21 protein-coding genes are annotated in these 21,952 nt (G+C 71.6%); 8 read left to right on the forward strand and 13 right to left on the reverse strand.

Annotated features, from left to right (window positions below; all coding sequences use genetic code 11):
- The first annotated feature begins 245 nt into the window (after nucleotides 1-245).
- Nucleotides 246-620 (forward strand): RNA polymerase-binding protein RbpA, encoded by a 375-nt coding sequence (locus ACZ7J0_RS28855; RefSeq protein ID WP_026278069.1) that lies wholly within the window; start codon nucleotides 246-248, stop codon nucleotides 618-620.
- A gap of 113 nt (nucleotides 621-733) precedes the next feature.
- Here ACZ7J0_RS28855 and fxsA read toward each other — a convergent pair whose 3' ends face one another.
- The 4 genes from fxsA to ACZ7J0_RS28875 form a co-directional block, all read right to left on the reverse strand.
- Nucleotides 734-1,312, reverse strand: a complete 579-nt coding sequence (gene fxsA, locus ACZ7J0_RS28860; protein WP_470892202.1) for an FxsA family membrane protein — start codon at nucleotides 1,310-1,312, stop codon at nucleotides 734-736.
- 46 nt (nucleotides 1,313-1,358) lie between these two features.
- On the reverse strand, nucleotides 1,359-2,138 hold the full coding sequence (locus ACZ7J0_RS28865) for a polyprenol monophosphomannose synthase (protein ID WP_470892204.1): 780 nt from the start codon (nucleotides 2,136-2,138) through the stop codon (nucleotides 1,359-1,361).
- Nucleotides 2,139-2,672: 534 nt separating this feature from the next.
- Nucleotides 2,673-4,283 (reverse strand): amidohydrolase, encoded by a 1,611-nt coding sequence (locus ACZ7J0_RS28870; protein ID WP_470892206.1) that lies wholly within the window; start codon nucleotides 4,281-4,283, stop codon nucleotides 2,673-2,675.
- Nucleotides 4,284-4,349: 66 nt separating this feature from the next.
- A complete protein-coding gene (locus ACZ7J0_RS28875) occupies nucleotides 4,350-4,790 on the reverse strand; it encodes an Lrp/AsnC family transcriptional regulator (protein ID WP_393649683.1) in 441 nt (146 codons plus the stop codon).
- Nucleotides 4,791-5,006: 216 nt separating this feature from the next.
- Between ACZ7J0_RS28875 and ACZ7J0_RS28880 the strand changes: the two genes are divergently transcribed.
- Nucleotides 5,007-5,411, forward strand: a complete 405-nt coding sequence (locus tag ACZ7J0_RS28880) for a hypothetical protein (RefSeq protein ID WP_470892208.1) — start codon at nucleotides 5,007-5,009, stop codon at nucleotides 5,409-5,411.
- A gap of 9 nt (nucleotides 5,412-5,420) precedes the next feature.
- Here the strand turns inward: ACZ7J0_RS28880 and ACZ7J0_RS28885 are convergent, their stop codons facing one another.
- The 3 genes from ACZ7J0_RS28885 to ACZ7J0_RS28895 form a co-directional block, all read right to left on the reverse strand.
- Nucleotides 5,421-6,491: a phosphotransferase family protein gene (locus ACZ7J0_RS28885; RefSeq protein WP_470892210.1), complete on the reverse strand. Its 1,071-nt coding sequence runs from the start codon at nucleotides 6,489-6,491 to the stop codon at nucleotides 5,421-5,423.
- 29 nt (nucleotides 6,492-6,520) lie between these two features.
- The gene (locus tag ACZ7J0_RS28890) at nucleotides 6,521-7,639 is read right to left on the reverse strand and encodes an Rv3169 family protein (RefSeq protein WP_470892303.1); all 1,119 of its coding nucleotides are present in this window, start codon (nucleotides 7,637-7,639) and stop codon (nucleotides 6,521-6,523) included.
- A gap of 408 nt (nucleotides 7,640-8,047) precedes the next feature.
- Nucleotides 8,048-9,220 carry an acyl-CoA dehydrogenase family protein gene (locus ACZ7J0_RS28895; protein ID WP_470892212.1) on the reverse strand — a complete coding sequence of 391 codons (1,173 nt, stop codon included), beginning with the start codon at nucleotides 9,218-9,220 and terminating at the stop codon, nucleotides 8,048-8,050.
- A gap of 333 nt (nucleotides 9,221-9,553) precedes the next feature.
- On the opposite strand from ACZ7J0_RS28895, the gene ACZ7J0_RS28900 reads away from it, so the two are divergent.
- Nucleotides 9,554-10,837, forward strand: coding sequence for a glycoside hydrolase family 18 protein (locus tag ACZ7J0_RS28900; RefSeq protein ID WP_470892214.1), 1,284 nt, complete (start codon nucleotides 9,554-9,556; stop codon nucleotides 10,835-10,837).
- A 49-nt stretch (nucleotides 10,838-10,886) separates the two neighbouring features.
- On the opposite strand, the gene ACZ7J0_RS28905 is transcribed toward ACZ7J0_RS28900, so the two are convergent.
- Nucleotides 10,887-11,519 (reverse strand): TetR/AcrR family transcriptional regulator, encoded by a 633-nt coding sequence (locus ACZ7J0_RS28905; RefSeq protein ID WP_470892215.1) that lies wholly within the window; start codon nucleotides 11,517-11,519, stop codon nucleotides 10,887-10,889.
- Nucleotides 11,520-11,689: 170 nt separating this feature from the next.
- Between ACZ7J0_RS28905 and ACZ7J0_RS28910 the strand changes: the two genes are divergently transcribed.
- Genes ACZ7J0_RS28910 through ACZ7J0_RS28920 form a run of 3 tightly spaced genes read left to right on the forward strand, consistent with a single transcriptional unit; the run spans nucleotide 11,690 to nucleotide 14,008 of the window.
- On the forward strand, nucleotides 11,690-12,211 hold the full coding sequence (locus tag ACZ7J0_RS28910) for a DUF6230 family protein (protein ID WP_470892305.1): 522 nt from the start codon (nucleotides 11,690-11,692) through the stop codon (nucleotides 12,209-12,211).
- Nucleotides 12,202-13,125: a DUF6114 domain-containing protein gene (locus tag ACZ7J0_RS28915; RefSeq protein WP_470892216.1), complete on the forward strand. Its 924-nt coding sequence runs from the start codon at nucleotides 12,202-12,204 to the stop codon at nucleotides 13,123-13,125. Before ACZ7J0_RS28910 ends, ACZ7J0_RS28915 begins: the two co-directional genes overlap by 10 nt.
- 10 nt (nucleotides 13,126-13,135) lie before the next feature.
- Nucleotides 13,136-14,008: a hypothetical protein gene (locus tag ACZ7J0_RS28920; RefSeq protein WP_470892217.1), complete on the forward strand. Its 873-nt coding sequence runs from the start codon at nucleotides 13,136-13,138 to the stop codon at nucleotides 14,006-14,008.
- A 34-nt stretch (nucleotides 14,009-14,042) separates the two neighbouring features.
- On the opposite strand, the gene ACZ7J0_RS28925 is transcribed toward ACZ7J0_RS28920, so the two are convergent.
- Entirely contained in the window at nucleotides 14,043-14,183 is a 141-nt protein-coding gene (locus tag ACZ7J0_RS28925; protein WP_470892218.1) for an SCO1431 family membrane protein, read from the reverse strand.
- A gap of 74 nt (nucleotides 14,184-14,257) precedes the next feature.
- Nucleotides 14,258-15,646 (reverse strand): peptidase C39 family protein, encoded by a 1,389-nt coding sequence (locus ACZ7J0_RS28930; RefSeq protein ID WP_470892219.1) that lies wholly within the window; start codon nucleotides 15,644-15,646, stop codon nucleotides 14,258-14,260.
- A gap of 186 nt (nucleotides 15,647-15,832) precedes the next feature.
- Between ACZ7J0_RS28930 and ACZ7J0_RS28935 the strand changes: the two genes are divergently transcribed.
- Together ACZ7J0_RS28935 and ACZ7J0_RS28940 are read left to right on the forward strand one after the other, a co-directional pair.
- Nucleotides 15,833-16,462, forward strand: a complete 630-nt coding sequence (locus ACZ7J0_RS28935) for a uridine kinase family protein (protein WP_470892220.1) — start codon at nucleotides 15,833-15,835, stop codon at nucleotides 16,460-16,462.
- A gap of 373 nt (nucleotides 16,463-16,835) precedes the next feature.
- A complete protein-coding gene (locus ACZ7J0_RS28940) occupies nucleotides 16,836-18,740 on the forward strand; it encodes an AAA family ATPase (protein WP_470892222.1) in 1,905 nt (634 codons plus the stop codon).
- A 4-nt stretch (nucleotides 18,741-18,744) separates the two neighbouring features.
- Here the strand turns inward: ACZ7J0_RS28940 and ACZ7J0_RS28945 are convergent, their stop codons facing one another.
- From ACZ7J0_RS28945 to ACZ7J0_RS28955, 3 genes are all read right to left on the reverse strand, one after another.
- Entirely contained in the window at nucleotides 18,745-19,836 is a 1,092-nt protein-coding gene (locus tag ACZ7J0_RS28945) for a hemolysin family protein (protein ID WP_470892224.1), read from the reverse strand.
- Nucleotides 19,833-21,236, reverse strand: a complete 1,404-nt coding sequence (locus ACZ7J0_RS28950; protein ID WP_470892226.1) for a hemolysin family protein — start codon at nucleotides 21,234-21,236, stop codon at nucleotides 19,833-19,835. The genes ACZ7J0_RS28945 and ACZ7J0_RS28950 overlap by 4 nt, the downstream gene beginning before the upstream one ends.
- Before the next feature lie 256 nt (nucleotides 21,237-21,492).
- The gene (locus tag ACZ7J0_RS28955) at nucleotides 21,493-21,945 is read right to left on the reverse strand and encodes a PH domain-containing protein (protein ID WP_470892228.1); all 453 of its coding nucleotides are present in this window, start codon (nucleotides 21,943-21,945) and stop codon (nucleotides 21,493-21,495) included.
- Nucleotides 21,946-21,952 lie beyond the last annotated feature (7 nt).

Below are 21,952 nucleotides of genomic sequence, written 5' to 3' on the forward strand. Positions count from 1 at the left end.
TGAAAACCGGTAGTGTACGCCTTTGGCCTGCCAGGCGGACCGTTACTGCGTGCTCAAGAAGTGAAGACGCTGGGTGACATCTGCTGCCAGATGTGACAAACCGGGCACTGGTGGGTACAACAAGGGGCGGCACGACGGGCGACGCATGACCCGCAACGGGAATCTTTACCGCCGACCGGACGTTGACCGGATGACGACGACAGCGACACCTGTCCTGTGGGCGACAAGCCCGGGAGGCACGATTCATGAGTGAGCGAGCTCTTCGCGGCACGCGCCTCGTGGTGACCAGCTACGAGACCGACCGCGGCATCGATCTGGCCCCGCGCCAGGCGGTGGAGTACGCATGCGAGAAGGGACATCGTTTTGAGATGCCCTTCTCGGTCGAGGCGGAGATTCCGCCGGAGTGGGAGTGCAAGGTCTGCGGAAGCCAGGCACTCCTCGTAGACGGGGACGGCCCCGAGGAAAAGAAGGGCAAGCCCGCGCGTACGCACTGGGACATGCTCATGGAGCGGCGCACCCGCGAAGAGCTGGAGGAGGTGCTGGCCGAGAGGCTGGCCGTCCTGCGCTCCGGTGCCATGAACATTGCCGTGCATCCGCGCGACAGCCGGAAGTCCGCCTAAGCGCACCACTTCAGGCGAAACTGAGCCGCGGGGCGCGGTACACCGAGTGTGTACCGCGCCCCGCGGCTCTTTCGCGTGCCGTCAAGGGCGCTCCCCCGTGCCCGGGGTGACGCTCAGGGGGTGAGGGGCGGCCGCGAGCCCTCGGTCCCGCCGCGAGGACCGCCCGGCTCGTTCTCACGGATCACCTCGCCCTGGACGACCTTGCCGTCCGGGCGGTACATCCGGGCCTGCTGGAAGGCGCCCCCGAGGCCGCCGGGAACGGCGCCGCGCATCGTGCGGTCCAGCGTCTTCTGCGCGGACCGGCCGACGACCGTGCGGACGGGCGGCAGGAGAAGCAGCAGACCGAGCACGTCGGAGATCAGGCCCGGCAGCATCAACAGCAGACCGCCGAGCATCAGCAGACCGTTTCCGGTGCTCTTGGGGTCCTGGGCGGGCGCGAGTCCCGACTGCTGCCGCTGGAGCGTCTCGGTCAGGGAGCGGAAGGCGCGCCGGCCCGCCTTCTTGACCACCGCCGCACCGAGGACGGCGCCCGCGACGAGCAGGCCGAGCACGGCGAAGCCGCCGGCCGCGCCGGCGACGAGGGTGAGCAGCCAGATCTCGAGCACCAGCCATGCGGCGACGCCGAGGGGAACGAAAGTGCGGGCGCGTGAGCGCTTGCGTGCGGGCGAGGGGGCGGTGGGGCCGGTCGTCATGCTCCCAGTGTGCCCGGCGGCCCGCCGGGGCGGCGTAAAGGGGTGATCAGGAGGACGGCTTGGAGGAGCCCCGGCCGAGCAGGCGGTTCGCCCGCGCGGTGATGCCCCAGCCAGTGACCCGCCACAGCGCCTCGACGAGGATGTCCCGGCTCATCTTGGAGTCGCCGTGCTCGCGCTCGACGAAGGTGATCGGCACCTCCACCACATGGAAACCGGCGCCGACGGCGCGGCGTGCCAGGTCCACCTGGAAGCAGTAGCCGGCCGAGGCCACGTCGTCCAGGCCGAGGCCCTCCAGGGTCTCGGCGCGGAAGGCGCGGTAGCCGCCCGTGACGTCGCGGATCGGGACGTCGAGCAGGATCCGCGAGTAGAGGCTGCCGCCCCGGGAGATGAACTGGCGGGACTTGGGCCAGTTGACGGTCCGGCCGCCGGGCACCCAGCGGGAGCCGAGGACGAGGTCGGCGCCCTTGAGGGCGGTGAGCAGCCGGGGCAGCTCCTCCGGCTGGTGGGAGCCGTCGGCGTCCATCTCGACGAGAACGCCGTAGCCGTTCTCGATGCCCCAGCGGAAGCCCGCCAGGTAGGCCGCGCCGAGGCCTTCCTTGCCCTTGCGGTGAAGGACGTGGACGTGGTCGTCCTCGGCGGCCAGCTCGTCGGCGAGCTTGCCCGTGCCGTCGGGGCTGTTGTCGTCGGCGACGAGGATGTCCGCATCGGGCACGGCCTTGCGCACCCGGGCGACGACGGGCTTGATGTTCTCGGCCTCGTTGTAGGTGGGGATGATCACCAAGGCTCTGCCGAGCGGGCCGTATCGCCTCTGGCCACCGTCGTTCACTACTGCCCCTTTGATGTCCGTACGCAGAAACCCACCATAGCGAGCCTTCGGGGCGGCGCCGCGGCGGCACGGTGTTCGAGCGCCGCGCGGACGGAACTGCGGATCGGGGCCCGGTGTCCTTCGGGCCGACCTGGGACCCGCTGGCTGCGGGTCGACCGAGAGCCGTTGTCTACTGAACGTCCGGGCCCCACCCGGGTCGCACCCTCCCCCGAGCTCCTGAGGGAGCAGGGGGGACCCCCATCCGGAAGAAACCTTCCCTCGCTCCCGAGGCGCGGGCGCTGAACCTGGCTCCCGGTGATGGTGCGCCGGTGCGGCACACCACCCCATGACCCAGCGGCGTTCGACGACTGCGTGGAAGCTCGACCGGTCGGACGTCCTGTGGTGGACTCGGCCGAACCTACCGGCCGGTGGCGCCTCGCTGTCAACAGTCGTACGACCTGCGGCGATACTCGATACCGCCTGGTCAGCGGGGAGACTCCGGAGTGCGTGGAGGAGCAGTGCGGGCATCGATCGGCGGTACGAAATGCGCCTATGTCATGCGTTCGGCCGCACGAAAACCGTTTGTCCGAAGACCACCGTGCGCAGGCAGACGGGGAGGTCGCCGCCGGGGGTGAGGTCGGGCAGCCCGGGCGTTCCGGAGCGGGGGTCGGTCGACCAGCGGGCCACCCGGTCGTCCGGCGCCTGGACGACCAGCTCGTCGGCGCTCCAGATCGCGTAGTCGGCCGGGGCGCCGGGCACGAGGACCCCCGCGTCGTCGCGGCCGATGGCCCGCCAGCCGCCGCGGGTGTGGGCGGTGAAGGCGGCACGCACCGAGATCCGGTGCTCGGGGGTGCGGTGGAAGGCGGCGGCGCGGACGGTTCCCCACGGATCCAGCGGTGTCACGGGGCTGTCCGAGCCGAAGGCCAGCGGGACGCCGGTGCGCAGCAGGGCCGCGTACGGGTTGAGCGTGCGGGCCCGCTCGACGCCGAGGCGCTCGGCGTACATCCCCTCGTCGCCGCCCCATGCCGCGTCGAAGGCGGGCTGTACGGAGGCGGTGAGTCCGAGTTCGGCGAAGGCGGCGATGGTCTCGGGGGTGAGCATCTCGGCGTGCTCGACGCGGTGCCGGGCGGCCCGGACGCGGGCGAGGCCGAGCTTTTCGGAGGCGGTGCGGACGCCGTCGACGACGGCGGTGACGGCGGCGTCGCCGATGGCGTGGAAGCCGGCCTGGAGGCCCGCCTCGGTGCAGGCGACGACATGGGCGGCGACGGCGGCCGCGTCGAGGTGCGCCGCGCCGGTGTGGGCCGCGTCGGCGTAGGGCTCGTGCAGGCAGGCGGTGTGCGAGCCGAGAGAGCCGTCGGCGAAGAGGTCTCCGGCCGCGCCCAGGGCGCCGAGGGCGCGGGCGCGGGCGACGTCGAGATCGGCCCAGTAGCCCACGACACGGGGTCCGGCCTCCTCGGCGGCGGTCTTCAGCAGTCCGGTGAAGTCGTCCTCGGAGGAGATGTCGGGACCGCCGCACTCGTGCACCGTTCCGATGCCGAGGGAGGCGGCGTGCCGCAGGGCGGCGCGCTGGGCGTCGGTCCGCTGCTGGGGCGAGAGCGCGGCGTAGGCGGCGGCGCGTACGGCGTGGTGGGCGTCGCCGGTGAGGGGTTCGCCGTCGCGGTAGCCGGAGGTGGAGCGGATGTCAGGCACGAGGTCGAGCAGGGCGGTGGTGGCGACGGCCGAGTGGACGTCGACGCGGGTGAGGTAGAGGGGCCGGCCGCCGGTGAGGTCGTCCAGCTCCTCGCGCCGCGGCGGGCGTCCCTCCGGCCAGCGGGAGGCGTCCCAGCCGTGCCCGATGAGGATCCGGTCGGCGGGGCGGGCGGTGGCGTACGCGCGAATGCGCTCCGCCGCCTCGGCGAGCGACACGGCGCCGGTGAGGTCGAGGCCGGTGAGGGCCAGACCGGTGGCGGTGGTGTGGACGTGGGCGTCCACGAAGGCGGGGGTGACCAGGGCGCCTTCGAGGTCGATGACCTCGTCCACGCCGGAGGCGAACGCGTCGGCGGCGCCCTCCGAGCCCACCCAGGCGACATGTCCGCGTTCCACCACCATGGCGGTGGCGAAGGGGTCGGCGGGGCTGTGGACGTCTCCACCGCGCAGCAGCACGGTGCGGTGTTCGCTCTCGGTCATGGTGACCAGCCTAGGGGCGGCCTTTCGAAGGAGCGTCGTCCGCCCGGAGGGCTGCGACGACCGCCCCTAGATACGGGGCGGCCGGGCTTCGTACGGCGTCGAGAGGACGACCGTCGTGCGGCTGGAGACTCCGGCCTGGGTGCGGATCCGGGTGAGCAGGTGTTCCAGCTCGAGGGGGGTGGCGACACGCACCTTGAGGATGTAGTTCTCCTCGCCGGCGACGCTGTGGCACGCCTCGATCTCGGGGATGTCGGCGAGCCGGTCCGGGGTGTCGTCGGGGGCGCTGGGGTCGAACGGCTTCACCGAGATGAAGGCGGTCAGGGGCAGGCCGACGGCCTCGGGGTCGACGACCGCGGCGTAGCCCCGGATCACCCCGCGCTGTTCCAGCCTGCGTACGCGCTGATGAACCGCCGACGTGGACAGGCCCGTGGCCTTGCCCAGGTCGGTGTAGCTCATGCGCCCGTCCTTGACGAGCAATTCAACGATCTGACGATCCAGCTCCTCCATGCCGATCAACCTATTGCCCCGGAGGGGAAACGGCACAGTCGCAGACGAGCCGGAAGGGGCATCTGCGGGGCATCTGCGACGGGCATGTGACGAAGACCACAGGTATGGGACCGCAGTCGGCCGTGACCTCACGGTTATCCGGCGCGCGCGAAGGGAAGTGCTTGCTGTGGTCGAGGCCATGAGTGCCTGATCGGCCCACCCGAGGGGGAGATTCCCATGCAGAGCGTGAAGCGCACCGGACGTACTGAACCGGAGCCTGTCAGTTCCGTCGACATCGAAGAGTCCGACGAACTCGACGCATACGACACTTTTGAGATGTTCCGGGTCATCTGCCCGGACTGCGCCCAGCCGATCGCGCTGCTGGCGGACGAGGACCGGCTCCCGGAGCACGCGCTGTGCCCGACGCCGTGGAACCCGTTCGTCCTGTCGGTCTGTGCCGGCACGGGCCGCGCCGCCGCGGACGCGCGTCCGGCGGACGAGACGCTCGAGGTCCTCGAGCAGGACACGGCGCTGCTGCTGACGCTCCCCCAGGGACTCGACTGGCGGACGCAGCCCTTCTCGCACGTCGGCGGTCCGGGCTCGCGTCCCTTCAGGGTGCCGCCGATGCGGCGCGCGGCCTGAGCCCTCGCCCTACCAGTACGTTCCCTGCACCATGGCGGCCAGCTCGGCGTGGTGCAGGATCATCGTGTCCGGGTTCTCCGGCACGCTCACCTCGTTGAAGTGGACCTGACGGTAGGCCACGCGCAGCATCACGATGGCGTGCCGCAGGGCCGCGTAGAGGGTGTAGAAATCCATGTCGCGCGGGGTGTGCCCGGTGAGTTCCGCGTATCTGCGCTCCACCCTTTCGCGGCGCAGGAAGTCGGGCAGGCCAGGCTGTCCGAAGCTGACGGTCAGGTCCTGGAAGAAGCGGTGCAGATAGACGGTCCAGCCGAGGTCCACCTCGCGCGGGGCGAGCGCCGCCATCTCCCAGTCGAGGACGGCGGCGGGTGCGAAGCCGTCGTAGATGATGTTGCCGATGCGGGCGTCGCCCCAGTTGAGGACGGCGGTGCCCTCGTCGGCGGGCCACAGGGCCTCCAGCCGGTCGAAGGCGCTCTCGATGAGCGGTGAGCGCGGCCGTCCGTCGACGACCCAGGCGTAGTAGTCGCGTTGTGCCCGGACATGGCGGCGCAGGGCGCTGCCCTCGACGGGTCCGGCCGGGTACTGGTCGTGCAGCCGGGCTATCAGGGAGAGGGTGGCCTCTTCCAGGCCGGCCCGTTCGGCGTCGGTGGCGGCGTGGAGCCAGTTCCCTTCGTACGTGTAGGGCATGACGTCGGGCGGTACGCGGCCCTCCACGCGTTCCATGAGGAAGAAGGGCGCGCCGAGGTGGGTGGGGTCCTCCTCCAGCCAGAGCACGCGCGGCACGGGCAGGTCCGTGTGCCGGGCGACGTCGCGCATCGTCGTGTACTGGGTCCGCAGATCGTAGACGGGGAAGATCGTGTACGCCTCGGGGTCGGCGGCGAGGCGCAACGCGCAGGCCCGTACGGGCGGTTCGGGGTGGTCGATGTCGAAGAGCAGGGTCTCGCTGGACATGCCGTTGGACTCGGGGACCCTCAGACCCGAGACCTTCGCGCCGGGCAGTCGGCGCTCCAGCCAGACGGTCAGCCGCCGGGCCAGTTCCTCGGGGTCGCGGGTGGAGGTGCGGGGACGGGGGGCCGTGGCCATTCTCGGTTGCCTCGCTTGTCTGGTCGGCGTCAGTCGGCGGTGGACGTGTAGTCCTTGAAGCCGCTCGGGTCGTGGCGGCCGAAGGAACCGTGTTCGAAGATCCCGTGTCCGATCCGGCCGTCGAGCGTGAAGCGGGCGGCGTGGTCGGTGACACCGAAGGCGGCCATCGGGTGGGCGGCCGGGTCGGAGAGGTCGTAGACCCGGCGGTCGCTCCAGCCTCGTCCCTGCCAGGTGCCGTGCTGCCAGTCGGCGGCGGGCGGATAGCCGGCGCCCACGGCGAGCGGGGAGGAGGCGAGGATGTCGACGCCGATCTCCAGGGGCGCGCCGCTCTGGTCGGTGAGGTGGATGACGGCGCGCTCGGGATCACGGGAGCCGGGCCGGTAGGTGATGTCGGTGCGGGGCCAGCCGAGTTGGGTGTCGCGTTGCCCGTTGCGCACGAGAACGGCTTCGTTGAGGGTCCGGTAGCCGTCGGCGTCCTCCTGGGCGATCACCATGAGGAACCGGTCCTCGAAGCGCATCGGGATCCAGAGCCAGTGGAAACCCTCGGGGCGGAACTCGTCGCCGCGGCCCGGCTCTTCGCCGGGGATGGGGCGCACGCCCCAGCTGCGGTCGCGGGTACCGGTCCACTCCCCCGGCGTCACGGGTATCTCCTCGCCACCCACCCGGATGACGCCGGTGCAGCTGCCGGCCTGGACGAAGCGGCGCCCTTCGAGGGTGAGACGGTCGCCCCGGCGCTGGGTGTGGTGGGGTTCCCAGACGGCCGGGAAGGCAGCGGCCCAGGTGATGTCGTACGCGAGGGAGTCCGGGTCGTCCGGGTCCGCGTCGCAGTGCAGGGTGAGCCTCTTCAGAGGCTCGTCGACGGTGATGCGCAGCGGGCCGACGGAGAGATCGAGCCGGTCGTCGCCGAGCGCGTCGGACGCGCGGACGGCGTGCAGACGGTCCCCGACGCGGAGGGTGGCGTAGGCGTCGATGACGCCCGTGTTGGGGTAGACCCCGAGGCCGGCGATGAGCAGAGCGCGGCCGCTGTGGTCGAAGACATGGAAGATGCAGCGGTCGTAGGCGTTGCGGTCGCCGCTGACGTGGTGCTTCATCGACAGCGGTGCCTGGTGCACGGGGTACTCGTCGAGGGCGATCGGTCGGTCGTCCAGCACGCCTGCCTCCTGCTCGGAAAGGGAAGTTGACGGTACGTCAGAAACCCTTCGGGAGGCCATACTCGCGTGCGCGGATCATCCGCGGCGGACGCGGGGGCAGCGGGAGGCGGGCGACCGGGTAGGCCGCGAACTGGCGCTCGAATGCGCCGGGGGGTGACCCGGGCGCGGCGGGTCACGTTGGGCCCGGCATGAACACGCTCTACTCCACGGGCGGCCACGGTCGGCGGCGGCGGCGCCTGACGACGCCCGGCTTCGAAGAATCGGTTCCGCAGCCGCCGGATCCGCCGATCTACCGCGTCATGCTCCACCAGTGGGCCAGGGACGGCAGAACACTGCCCGGCCGCCGCGATCCGGAGTGGAACCGGCTCGCGGCGGCCCCCGCCTGGACGGACCGGGCCCCCCGGGTCAGCGGGACTCCGGCCCCAGAAGGTGACGGGCGATGACCATGCGCTGGATCTGGTTGGTGCCCTCGACGATCTGCAGCACCTTGGCCTCGCGCATATAGCGCTCGACCGGGAAGTCCGCGGTGTAGCCGTAGCCGCCGAGCACCTGGACCGCGTCGGTCGTCACCCGCATCGCCGCGTCGGTGCAGAACAGCTTGGCCATCGCCGCCTCCCGGGAGAAGGGCCGGCCGGCGTCCCGCAGCCGCGCCGCCGCCAGGTACAGCGCACGGCCGGCCTCGATCCGCGTGGCCATGTCCGCCAGCATGAAGCGCAGCCCCTGGAAGTCCGCGATGGGGTGGCCGAACTGCTGCCGCCCGGTGGCGTACGCGACCGCTTCGTCCAGCGCCGCCTGCGCGACGCCGACGGCGCACGCGGCGATCCCGAGCCGCCCGGAGTCGAGCGCCGAGAGCGCGATCGCGAAGCCCTGGCCCTCATCGCCGATCCGGCGCGCGTCGGGAACCCGTACGCCGTCGAAGTGCAGCTGGGCGGTGGGCGAGCCCTTCATGCCCATCTTCTTCTCGGGCGCGGCCGCGGTCAGCCCTTCCGCGTCCCCGGGGACCAGGAACGCGGTGATCCCCCGCGCTCCCTCGGCGCCGGTGCGGGCGAGCACGGTGTAGAAGTCGGCGACTCCGCCATGCGTGATCCACGCCTTGGTGCCGGTGATGATCCAGTCGTCACCGTCGCGCACGGCCTTGGTGCGCAGCGACGCCGCGTCCGAGCCGGAGGCCGGTTCCGAGAGGCAGTACGCGCCGAGCAGTCCGCCGCCGAGCATGGCGGGCAGATGGTCCGACTGCTGCTGCTTGCTGCCGTAGCCGGCGAGGGCGTGACAGGAGAGGGAGTGCACGCTGACGCCAAGGCCGACCGTGAGCCGGGCGGCGGCGAGTTCTTCGAGTACCTGGAGGTAGACCTCGTACGGCTGGTCCCCGCCGCCGTACGCGGAGTCGTAGGGCAGACCGAGCAGTCCCGATTCGGAGAGCAGGGAGAAGACCTCGCGGGGGAAATGCCCCGCTTCCTCCTCCTCGGCCGCGCGGGGTGCGATCTCTCGCTGGATCATGTCGCGTACCAGAGCGATGAGATCCCTGGACTCCTCGGTGGGCAGCTGTCGTTCCACCGGCTGCGGGGCGCGGTCGGGCATTGCGGCGCTCTCCTCCCTGTCGGGCGCTACGGCGGGCGCGCGCGAAGGGTTGGGCGGCGCCGCCGGGTCTCACTACTGCGCCGATGCTGCCTTCCCGGATCACGGAAGTGGCTGACCAGCGGCTGTGGCGGGTTGAGTATGCCCGATCGGCGGGCTCCCGTCACGGGGTGGACGTATCGGACAGGGCACGGCTCGAACGCGCCTCGAAATTGGTCCGCACCATTGACCCCACTGGTCTAGTCCTTCTACGGTTCCCCACGGACGCGTTGCCGCGTTCATGCCACGTCCTCCCGCATGCCCCCACTCGCTCTCCCTCCCCCACGAGGAGACACCATGCACGGACCCCACTCGCCCCGCCTCCGCACCCTCGTCGCCGCCGCCTGCACCGCCGTCCTCGGCGCGGGACTGCTGGGCCTCACCGGCAGCGCGACGGCCGGAGCGACGTCGCAGTCGCAAGCGCCCGCCGCCCCGGCCGCGGCGCGGGCGGCCGGCTCGAAGGTCGTCGGCTACTTCACCAACTGGGGTGTCTACGACCGCAATTACCACGTCAAGAACATCGAGACCTCGGGGTCCGGCGCCAAGCTGACCCACATCAACTACGCCTTTGGCAACGTCACGGGCGGGAAGTGCGCGATCGGCGACGCGTACGCCGATTACCAGAAGACGTACACCGCCGCCCAGTCCGTCGACGGCAAGGCCGACGCCTGGGACCAGCCGCTGGCCGGCAACTTCAACCAGCTGCGCAAGCTGAAGGCCAAGCATCCGAACCTCAAGGTGATCTGGTCGTTCGGCGGCTGGACCTGGTCCGGCGGGTTCACCGAGGCGGCCCGCAACCCGGCGGCCTTCGCCCAGTCCTGCCACAGCCTGGTCGAGGACCCCCGCTGGGCCGATGTCTTCGACGGCATCGACATCGACTGGGAGTACCCCAACGCCTGCGGCCTCTCCTGCGACACCAGCGGCCGGGACGCCTTCAAGAAGGTGATGGCCGCGCTCCGCGCGAAGTTCGGCGGCGGGAACCTGGTGACGGCGGCGATCACCGCGGACGCGAGCAGCGGCGGCAAGATCGACGCCACGGACTACGCGGGCGCGGCGCAGTACGTGGACTGGTACAACCCGATGACCTACGACTTCTTCGGCGCCTGGGCCGCCAAGGGTCCCACGGCCCCGCACTCCCCTCTGACGTCCTACAGCGGCATCCCGCAGCAGGGCTTCAACACGGACGCCACGATCAAGAAGCTCAAGAGCCTCGGCATCCCCTCGCGGAAACTGCTGCTCGGCATCGGCTTCTACGGGCGCGGCTGGACCGGCGTGACGCAGAAGGCGCCGGGCGGCGCCGCGACCGGGCCCGCGACGGGGACATATGAGCAGGGCATCGACGACTACAAGGTCCTCAAGACCAAGTGCCCCGCTGGGGGCATCTCCCCGACGAAGTCCGGGGGAGGCATCGTCGGCGGGACGGCGTACGCGCACTGCGGCACCGACTGGTGGAGCTACGACACCCCGGCGACCATCGCCGGGAAGATGACCTACAAGAACCAGCAGGCGCTGGGCGGCACCTTCTTCTGGGAGCTCAGCGGTGACACTTCGGCCGGGGAGCTGATCAAGGCGATCAGTTGAGGCCGTCCTAGGGGGGGGCGGGGGCCACGAGGGGGTCCCCGCCCCTTCGTCATGCGCCGGCCGGCTCAGGCGCCGGGCACTCCGGCACGTACTCCTCGATGGTGGCCAGGGTGTTGCTCAGCAACTTCACCAGCAGCGCGCACACCGTCGCCCGGTCGGGTTCCTGGTCCTCCAGCCAGTCGAGCGTGATGCCCTCGACACTGCTGAGCCAGCCGAGGAGCGCGAGCCGGGCCAGCCGGGGGATCTCCCGGCGGCCGTAGGCGCCCTCCGCGATGGTGGCGATCAGCTCCTGGCGGACCGCGTCACGGATCGCCTGCACCTGGGTGTCGAAGCCGACGCCCCCGGTGACGATGGTCCGATAGGCCGCCTGATGGTTCTGGGCGTAGCGCAGATAGGCGTCGACCGTGCGCTCCACGCGTTCACGGCGCGGCAGCTCGGTGTCGCTGGAGGCCCGGGCGACCAGATCGGCGACCGACTCCTCGACGATGGCGAGGTAGTAGCCGCGTTTGTTCTTGAAGTAGTAGTAGATCAGCCCCTTGGCGACTCCGGCGTGCTTGGCGATGTCATCCACGGACAGCGCGTCGTACGACGTGTCGGCGAACAACTTCCGCCCTGTTGCGATGAGTTCGGAGCGCCGCGCCTGGGATCGTTCGGTCGTCCCGCGCTGTTGACTATTATTCAAATTGAGCCCTAGTCTCCCACTGCCACGACAGTCCCCGCAGTATGGCAGACGTACGGGAGGGTCAAGTGAGCGCATCTTCAGGGGCGTTGACGCCCCGGCACAGCACAGGAAGAACGTCCTGGAAGAAGACCGCCGCCGTGGCCCTTCCGGCCGTGCTCGCGGTCGGCGTCATGGCGTCGGTGATGGCCGAAGGGGCGCTCGCCGCCTCCTTCGCGGTTTCCGGTTCGAGCTTCCAGGTCTCGTCCGGCAAGTTGACGAGTCAGGGCCTCGCCTCGTACGTCCACACCGACCGGTCCGCCGACGGCAAGGGCCATCCGGTGGCACTGCTCGGCATCGGCGACGCCCGGCTCAGCGACATCTGCCAGGCCGCCGAGGTGGACACCCCCGTCGGCAAGGTCGTCTTCAAACTGACGGCCGGCGGCGAGGCCGGTGAGGTGACCGCCAGCAATCTGGTGATCGACGGCGAGGACCTGGTCGGCGACGCCCGCTTCGGCACCGCGCAGATCGGCCGGGACGCCTCCACCCTCGACGACGTGGAGGGGGTCAAGGGCGAGCGCGGGAAATTCGGTCTCCAGGCCGGGAACATCGAGGTCCTGGGCGTGAAGTCGCACGCCTGGTCCGCGACCGGCGGGGACTTCCGGCTGAAGGGGATGAAGGTCGATGTGAGCATCGGCGGCAAGAAGTGCTTCTGACCCGGCCGCGCGCGAAGTGGCTCGACGAGCGGCTGCCGCTGCCGGACCTCCGCCGCCGGCTGCGCGCCTGGCGGCGGACCCGGCCCTTCTGGGCCGGACTGCTCCTGGTCCTCGGCGGCGCCGAACTGCTCCTGGTGCCGCTCTCGCCGCTGACCGTGCTGGTCAGTCTGGGAATCGGCGGTATCGCGGCGATCGCGATCGGACTCGGCCTGATCACCGCGGGCCTCTTCCTGTGGTTCCTGCCGCAGGCCCGTCTCTATGTGTCCGTCCACGCGCTGATCCTCTCCGTGCTCTCCTTCGCCGCGACCAATCTCGGCGGGTTCCTGGTCGGGATGGCTCTCGGGATCGCGGGCAGCGCGATGGGCGTCGGCTGGACGCGCGTACAGGAGCGGGAGGACGGCCTTCCCGTGAAGACACAGGGGCCGCGGACCCTGGCGGTGGGCCTGCCGCTCGTCCTCCTCGCCACGCTCGGCGGCCAGCCGCCGCAGGCGGGCGAGGGTGTCACGCCCGAGGTGCCGCGCACTCCCCCGACGGTGACCAGCAGCCGCTTCGCGCCGCACGGCTTCACCCTCGCAGGCGTACGCCAGGTCCGGAGCGCCGGCGGGCCGGTGAAGGTCATGGTGCTGCGGATGCGGTCGGCGTCGCTGACCGACTACCGGCTCACCACCCGCGACGGACGCGACGAACTCACCCTGGGCGCCGACTCCCTGGACCTCAGTGGGGACGTCACGCTCTATCTCACGCGGTTCAGCGGGTGCCTGGAGGGGCTGCTCTGCCTGACCTTCACCCCCGAAGGGCTTCCGGTGCCGCCGGTCGTCCCCCCGTTCGTCTTCATGACGGATGTCACCGCCGAACAGGCCCTGGTCACCTCGGACCTGATCGAGGCGAACGGGCTGACGCTCTCGGCCTCATGAGGGAGACGTCATGATCCAGATCCAGGCCGCGCTCTTCTGGGCGTACGCGATCGGCGCCACCTTCGCGCTCTCGGCGGGCCGACAGCTCCAGTGGTGGGAGCGCTCGGTGCGTGAGGAGGGCGTCCGCACCCGCAGCCACGCCGCCAACCCGTACCTGGCCTTGACACTGCTCTTCGCGGCGGTGCTGCTCGTGCCCACCGGGCTCTTCCTGCTCTGGCAGAACCCGTCCTGGGCGACGATGCACGTGGCGCCCGCGCACGACGGGCTCTGGGCCGGATTCGTGCTGCTGTACGCGGGCGGGATCGTCGTCAGCACTCTGCTCGGCTTCCTCGCCGCCCGGGCGCTCATCCTGGTGGGCGCCGGGTACTGGGCGTACCTGCAGACCGTCGGCGGCCACTTCCTGCTCTTCGGCACGCTGATCCACGGCTGGGACGGCAACGGCTACCGGCGCCTTCTGAGCACCGACGCGCAGGCGTACGCGCACTGGGCGGACGACAGCGTCGTCAACCACGTGCTCGACTTCCTCACCTCGGGCACCTTCCTCGCCCTGCTGGTGCTGGGGGCGGCCGTCATCGGCACGATGCTGCTCACCGAGATCGGCTGGCTGGTGGAGGGGTGGCGGCTGCCGGGCGCCGACGAGGACCGCCGGGTCCCGCGGGTGATCGCGGTCGGGATCGCGGCGGCGGGGGTGTACGGCCTGCCGTTCCTCGGCGCGCTCGGCGCGAGCGTGCTGACGCGGCTGCTCGGCGGGCCGCTCGGCCTCGCACTGTTCGCGCTCCTGGCCGGTTCGGTGCTGCTGCCGCGCCGCACTCCGGTGCGGTGGCTGTACGGGATGGTGGGCGTCCCGGACCGGCACTGGCGGGCAGACCCCGGGCAGGGCTGACTTCCGTGCGGGCCGGTCGCCCCGGCCCGCACGGTCACATGAGGCCGGCCTGCGTGACGAACACGGCCAGAACGACGACGAGTGTCCAGCCCAGGATGTGCTCCAACACCTTGGGGCCGTCTTCCTCGGGGCCGCCGGTGGTGGGCCGCGCGGCGGAAGCGGTGGTAGCGGTCATGCCTTCCACAGTGCCAGGGGAACACGGCCCCGGGGGCGAGACGTTGGTCACGGCCCCCTGGCCTCGCGGGACGCTCAGCGGATGCCGACGGAGGCCAGGGCCCTGCGCTGGGCAGCCGTGGGGCAGGCGGGCCAGTAGAGGTAGCAGACACCTCCTGTGCCCGAGACCACCTTGCCGCTCGCGTTGTACCGCTTGGTCCGCAGCCAGATGTTCTCCCACTCGCGACGGCGGTAGACGCGGCGCACGGCGTCGTTGCTGGGTGACGCCGGGTCGTTGGCGATCACGTCCCCGTCTGCGGTGAAACCGATGACGGTCATCAGATGCCCCGAGGTGCCGTAGCCGGCGCCCGTGAGCTCGCTCGTGAGGAAGGACTGGGACGTTATGGCCGGGATGCCCGCGCGGATCAGGGTCTCCAACTCGGTGAGCGACCCCAGCCGGGTCACGACCGCGCTCATGCCCTCGTACGTCGCCGCGTAGGCGGCGTTGAAGGGCCAGTTCCCGCAGCCGTCGTACTGGTGGTCGAAGGTGTGGCGGGCCGCGTGGCAGACCTGCGGGTCGGCGAAGGCCGGGTTGACCCAGGCCAGGTCGGCGGCGGCGGGCCGGCGGCCCCAGTACTCGACGATCATCTGCGAGGAGGTGGGGCTGCACCACGCCTCACCGCCGTTGTCGTACTCCGGGTACTGGCCGACATGCGTGTTCTGCGAGTACCGCGGAACGGTCAGCTCCCGGGCGAGCCCGGGCACCGACGCCGGGACCGTGAAGCGGTCCGGGATGTCGGACGCCATCGCGCCGACCCGCCACACCGTGGGCGTGAGGGTGGTGCCCGGCTTGCGGTGGAGGGTGAGCCTCAGCCGGTACGCGACCAGGCGCAGGCCGCCCGCGGCGGCGTCGATCGAGAAGGTGTCCGTCCAGATGGTGCTCCTGCCGTCGGTCTGGTCGTCGACGGAGGTACGGCGGATGTCACCGTCCCCGGCGGCCCAGCGCCCCATCACGTACCAGGGCGTGGAGGTGCCGTCCGAGTAGGTGCCGCACAGGTCGACCTGGATCCAGGTGCCGGCGGGCGCGTGCGCGTTCCAGGAGGCGATGACCTCGCTCGCCGGGACCGACGGGGTGTGCGTCGGCGAGGTCCAGGTCGCGTACTCCCAGGCGGAGGTCTTGCCGGTGTGGGGGTCGGTGTAGTCGAGCCGCCCCCTCGGGGTCGTGATCACCAGGCCGGGGCGGCGCCCGGCCATGGCGCCGGTTCCGGCCGCGACGCCACAGCGCCAGTGCCTGTACGTGGTCCAGAAGCGGTTGTCGACGAGGCACGCGCTGTCGGGTGCGCGCGCCGGCCCCGCGGATTCCCCCTCGGGCGGAGCAGGGGCGCGGGTCGCGGCGACGGCCGGGGCCGTCGTGGCCGTGACCGAGCCCGCGGCGGCTGCCAGCGCGGCGGCCAGCACGGTTCTGCGTGGGGTGGAACTGGTCATGGGCGGTGACCCCCGATCGAGAACGGATGAGGCGTCGGACGGCGGGCGTGGGGCAACTATCGCGGTTCGCGGGCGGCTCCTGCCAGCGCCTGGACGGTGTGCCGCGCGACCAATATTGGTCTCGACCAGTGGCATGACCTGCGGCTGCGCCGACCGCCCGAAACACCGCCTCGTAGGGTGGACGCCATGGACCACCTCGCTCGCCGTGCCGCCGAACTCCACGGGCTGCCCCCCTCGTGCGGTCCTGTCCGGCTGATCGCGGTCGACGGTCACGCCGGCTCGGGCAAGTCCACGTTCGCCGGCCGGCTCGCGGCGGCGCTCGGTGGTGCGCCCGTCCTGCGGCTGGACGACCTGGCGACGCACGAGGAGCTGTTCTCGTGGACGGACAGGATGCGGAGGCAGGTCCTCGAGCCGCTGTCGAGGGGTGAAAGCGCGCATTATCACCCGTACGACTGGAATCTGCGGCGCTTCGGGCCGCCGCGCGAGCTGCCGCCCGCGCCCGTCGTGCTCGTCGAGGGAGTGGGCGCCGGCCGGCGCGCGCTGCGGCCCCGTCTGGCCCGGCTGCTGTGGATGGAACGCGGCCCCGAGGAGTCCTGGGCGCGGGGGCGCCACCGGGACGGACCTGCGCAGTCCGCGTTCTGGGACGGCTGGACGATGGCGGAGACCCGCCATTTCGCCGAGGACCCGTCCCGCCCGTTCGCCGATGCGCTGGTACGGGAGTGCCAGGAGGGATACGAGTGGCTGCCCGGACCTTCTGCGACCGCAGCCCCGCACCACTTCATCACTCCCCGTGACGATGTTTCGCCGCCATACTGACCAGTCGGACTTCACCTTCCGTGAAGCCCTCAACTCTGCTTGACCGACGGGGCGTACAGGTCTTACGTTCTCAATGTGCGGCTTTTCGAAGCCGCCGCGGACGCGAAGCCCCCGGTTGTTCCCCCGTGATCGGGGGCTTCGTTCTGCCCCTTCCCTCCCTCATCGCCCGCTGCGGAACCCCCCACGATCACCCTGGGTCACCGTCACCGGAGCGGATGCCGGGCTGCGCCGAGCCCTTAAGCGCACACCCCCTGCGCAGGTACGATGCTGCTCGGTGCGGTCAAAGCCCGTCCACGAGAACGCTGTTGGGTACGGCTCCGGCGGGCGCCCGCCCGGCGGGACAGCAACGGGGGCACGGTTTGTGGGGGACCCGATGGACATCGGCACGCAGGGCGCACAGGCCCCGGCCGACCTCGCCTGGCTGCGCGGCGTCGACGCCTACACGATGGGCGCGTATCCGCAGGCCGAGGAGGAGTTCAGGACCGCAGTGCGGCACGATCCCGCGATGGCGGACGCCTGGCTCGGACTGCACGCGTTACGGGTCGATACGACGACCGCTCTGCTGCGCATGTACCGCAACCGGGACCGCTTCGGCGAACAGCGCTCCCGGCACCGCCGCACCCTGAACTCCTGGTACTGGCTGGGCTGGTGGGTACAGCCGGTGCTCGAGAGCCCGCGCGATCTGTTGCTGGCGCACGCCTCGCACTGGCTGGACGGGCGCCATGTCCCCGAGCTGGACCGGGCGCTCGCCGGGCTTCCGCCCGTCGACGCCGATCCGCATGTCCGCTTTCTGCACGCCTGCCGCGCGTACCTGGTCAAGGACTGGGAGCAGCTCGTACGGCACACCGAACCGCTTGTCGACGATCCGCTCCTCGGCATCGAGGCGGGTCTCTTCGGCGGCATGGCCCGGGTGCGGCTCGAAATGTACGGGCAGGCCGAGCCGCTGCTCTCCGCCGCGCTGATGCGCTGCCGCAGTGAGCAGCCGCAGCGCAAGGAGCTCCGGTACTGGCTGGCCCGCGCCCATGAGGGCACCGGCCGCAGCGCGGCGGCCCTCCCTCTGTACCGGGCCGTGCACCGGATCGACCCGGCCTTCATGGACACCTCGGCCCGGCTCGCGGCGATCACCGAGTACGACGGCTTCGAGGGCACCGACGACGCCGCGGGGCTCGCCGCCGTCTCCCTGGCGGGGTTCGGCCAGGACACGGCGGACGGACAGACCGACCTCGACGCCCCGATCGGGGAGGGTCTGCGGCTCAGCACCGACGCGCAGCCGCCGGTCGCGGCTCCTGGGCCGCCGGCCCCGCCCGCGCCGCCGGACCGGGTGCGGGAGAAGGCCGTGATCCCCGTTCAGCCCGCGCCACCGCGCTTCCCGGCCAGCCCCACCGACCCGGTCCTGCTGGCCGCCGCCCTCGCCGAGCTGGAGCGGATGGTGGGCCTTGAGCCGGTGAAGCGGCAGGTCAAGGCGTTGTCCGCGCAGCTGGAGATGGCCCGGCTCAGAGCCGGCCAGGGGCTCCCCGTACAGCCGCCGAAACGTCACTTTGTCTTCTCCGGTCCCTCGGGCACCGGGAAGACCACCGTCGCCAGGATCCTCGGCCGCGTCTTCTACGCCCTCGGACTGCTCGGCGGGGACCATCTGGTCGAGGCCCAACGCGCCGATCTGGTGGGCGAGTTCCTCGGCCAGACGGCGGTCAAGGCCAATGAGCTGATCGACTCGGCGCTCGGCGGGGTGCTGTTCGTCGACGAGGCGTACGCGCTGTCCAACACCGGCTACAGCAAGGGCGACGCCTACGGCGACGAGGCACTGCAGGTGCTGCTGAAACGCGCCGAGGACAACCGGAACCATCTGGTGGTGATCCTGGCCGGCTATCCGGAGGGCATGGACCGGCTCCTCGCCACCAACCCCGGGCTCTCGTCACGCTTCACGACCCGGGTCGACTTCCCCTCGTACCGCCCGCTGGAGCTCACCGCGATCGGTGAGGTGCTGGCCGCGGAGAACGGCGACCGGTGGGACGAGGAGGCCCTGGACGAGCTGCGCTCGATCAGTGGCCATGTGGTGGACCAGGGGTGGATCGACGAACTCGGCAACGGCCGCTTCCTGCGCACGCTGTACGAGAAGTCGTGCGCCTACCGGGATCTGCGGCTGTCGGGGTACGCGGTGGAGCCGACCCGGGACGATCTCGCCACGCTCCGGCTTGCGGATCTGATGCAGGCCTACGGCGAAGTGCTGTCGGGCCGCGGTCCGGTGGACCGCGGCCCGCAGGAACCGCCGGGGATCTGAACCGTCAGCGCGCCAGGACCCCCTCCGCGGGGGCCGAGCGCGGCTCGGTGACGAGGGGGGCCGAGGGGCGGTGCGCGCGGTGGGCGGGGTCGCGGACCTCGCCCACCAGCATTTCCAGGACGTCCTCCAGCGCGACCAGGCCGAGTACCCGGCCCGACGCGTCCGCCACCTGCGCCAGGTGCGTGGCCGCGCGCCGCATCACGGTCAGCGCGTCGTCCAGCGGCAGCTCGGCGCGCAGCGTCGCCATCGGGCGCCAGATGTGCTGGGGGACGGCCCGTTCACCGTCCTCCAGGTCCAGCACGTCCTTGACGTGGAGAAAGCCCATGAAGGTCCCGCCGCCCTCGGCACACACCGGGAAGCGGGAGTAGCCGGTGCGCACGGTCAACTCCTCGACCTGGCGCGGGGTGACCGCCGGAGTGACCGTGACCAGCGCGGACCGGCCGATGAGCACATCCGTCACCGGGCGGCTGCCCAGCTCCAGCGCGTCCTCCAGGCGCTCCTGCTCGCCGGGGTCGAGGAGTCCGGCCTGACCGGCGTCCTCGACCAGCCGACCGAGCTGGTCGCTGGTGAAGACCGCCTCCACCTCACCCTTGGGCTCGACCCGGAACAGCTTCAGGACCAGCCGGGCGCAGGCGTCGAGCGAGGTGGTCACCGGCCGGCACATCCGGGCGAAGCCGACCAGACCGGGGCTGAGCAGCAGCGCGGTCCGCTCCGGGGCCGCCATGGCCAGGTTCTTGGGCACCATCTCGCCGATGACGAGGTGGAGGAAGACGACCAGGGCGAGGGCCAGGACGAAGCCGAGCGGGTGGATCAGCCCCTGCGGCAGGTGAGCCGCGTGGAACACCGGTTCCAGGAGGTGCGCGACGGTCGGCTCGGCGACGGCGCCGAGGGTGAGGGAGCAGACGGTGATGCCGAACTGGGCCGCCGCCATCATCTGCGGCAGGTTCTCCAGGCCGTACAGCACCTGCCGGGCCCGGTTGGTGCCGAGCGGCTCGATCTGGCTGCGGCGCACGGAGACGAGGGCGAACTCGGCGCCGACGAAGAACCCGTTGGCGATCACCAGCAGGGCCGCGAAGAGGAGTTGGAGCACGCTCATCGGGCCGCCTCCGCGACAGGGGCGCGCCGGGTGCCGGTGGCGCGGGTGTCCGAGGTCTCCGGAGCGTGCGGGGTGTCCGTGGCGGGGGCGCCGGTGGTGCGCACCAGGCGGACCCGCTCCGCGCGGTAGCGGTCCACCTGGCGGACGGACAGCCGCCAGCCGGGCAGTTCCGCCCGGTCACCGGGTGCGGGGATGCGACCGAGCAGATCGGCGACGAGCCCGGCGACGGTCTCGTACGGTCCGTCGGGCACGTCGAGTCCTATCCGGCGCAGCGTGTGGACGCGGCAGCTGCCGTCGGCCTCCCACGCGGCGTGGCCGTCCTCGGCGGCGACGGCGGCCAGCTCCGGACGGGCGTCGCCGTCACCGTCGTGCTCGTCACGGACCTCACCGACGAGCTCCTCGACGATGTCCTCGAGGGTGACCACGCCCGCGGTGCCGCCGTACTCGTCGACGACGACCGCGATGGGCTGTTCGGCGCGCAGCCGTTCCAGGAGCTGCTGGGCCGGGAGGGACTCGGGGACGAGCAGCGGCGGAACGGAGATCGGGCCCACGGGGGCGCGCAGCCGCTCGTGCCGGGGCACGGCGAGCGCGTCCTTGAGGTGGACCATGCCGACGATCTCGTCGATCCGGGTCCGGTAGACCGGGAACCGCGAGAGCCCGGTGGCCCGGGTCAGGTTCAGGACGTCGGCGGCGGTCGCGTCGGACCGGAGCGCGCTGACCTTCACCCGCGGGGTCATGAGGTGCTGGGCGGTGAGTCCGCCGAGCGTGAGGGTGCGGACAAACAGGTCGGCGGTGTCCTGCTCCAGGGCGCCGGCCTGGGCCGAGTGGCGGGCCAGGGAGACCAGCTCTCCCGGCGTCCGGGCGGAGGCCAGTTCCTCGGTGGGCTCGACCCCGAGCAGCCTGACGAGCCGGTTGGCGACCGTGTTGAGCAGCGTGATCACCGGGCGGAACGCGGACGAGAACAGCTGCTGCGGGACGGCGACGAACCGCGCCACCTGGAGGGGCCTGGACACCGCCCAGTTCTTCGGGACGAGCTCGCCGATCACCATCTGGACGGCGGAGGCGAGCAGCATGCCGATCACCACGGCGATACCGGAGACGGCGCCGGCGGGCAGGCCCGTGGCGGTCAGCGGTCCGTGGAGGAGCCCGGCGAGGGCGGGCTCGGCGAGCATGCCGGTGACGAGGGAGGTGAGGGTGATGCCGAGCTGGGTGCCGGAAAGCTGGAAGGACAGCTCCCGGAGGGCCTTGACGACCCCATGGGCGCGGCGGTCGCCGCCGGCGGCGGCCCGCTCGGCGTCCGCGCGTTCGACGGTGACGAGGCCGAACTCGGCTGCCACGAAGAAGCCGTTGGCGAGAATCAGAAGGAATGCCGCGGCGAGCAGCAGAACGGGGATGATCATGCCGCCGCCTCCTGGGAGGGGGCGGCGCAGGTACTACCGGACGATCCGTCCATTGCTGGAGGGAGTCACTCCTCGGGTCGCAGGTGCCCCGCGGGCCTCGGTGCGTGGCCGGGTTGGTGCGGAGCGGGGCGCGCTCGGCGCCACCGTGACAAGAGTAATCACGGCGGCGCCGGCCACGGCAGGGGGTCGACGCCCGTCCGGGGGACCTTGGGGTCCTGTCCGGGCGGACGGCGGGGTCGGTGGGCTCGGGCGGGAGCTACTGGTTCTCGGCGCCGGTGCCGCGGCTGTCCGCGAGGGCACGCAGCGCGCGGGCGTCCCGAATGGCCTGCTGCTTGGCCACCCCGGGCTGGATGCCGAGTGCGGGCATGCTGGTGCCGTCGCTGAGGTCGAGGAACACCCAGGGGTCGCCGGGGCGCAGGTTGACGCGCAGGATTTCTGCCCAGGCCAGTCGGCGTGTCCGGGTGATGTTGACCACGGTGACGCCGCTGTCGTCCGCGACGACCTTGGGGCGGCTCAGCAGCGCAAGGACGCCGAAGAAGACCGCCGCCGTGAGGATGAAGCTGGCGCGCTCCCCCGGGCCGAGCTTCTCCAGCATGAGCGCGACGGCGGTGATGACGGCGAACATCGCCGTCCCCACGGTCAGCAGCACGGCCCGGGTGCGGGTCGGCCGGAAGGTGACCGGGAGGGCGGGGAGGGAGGTCTCTGACATCGGTGGT

The organism is Streptomyces sp. NPDC038280, from assembly GCF_055600045.1.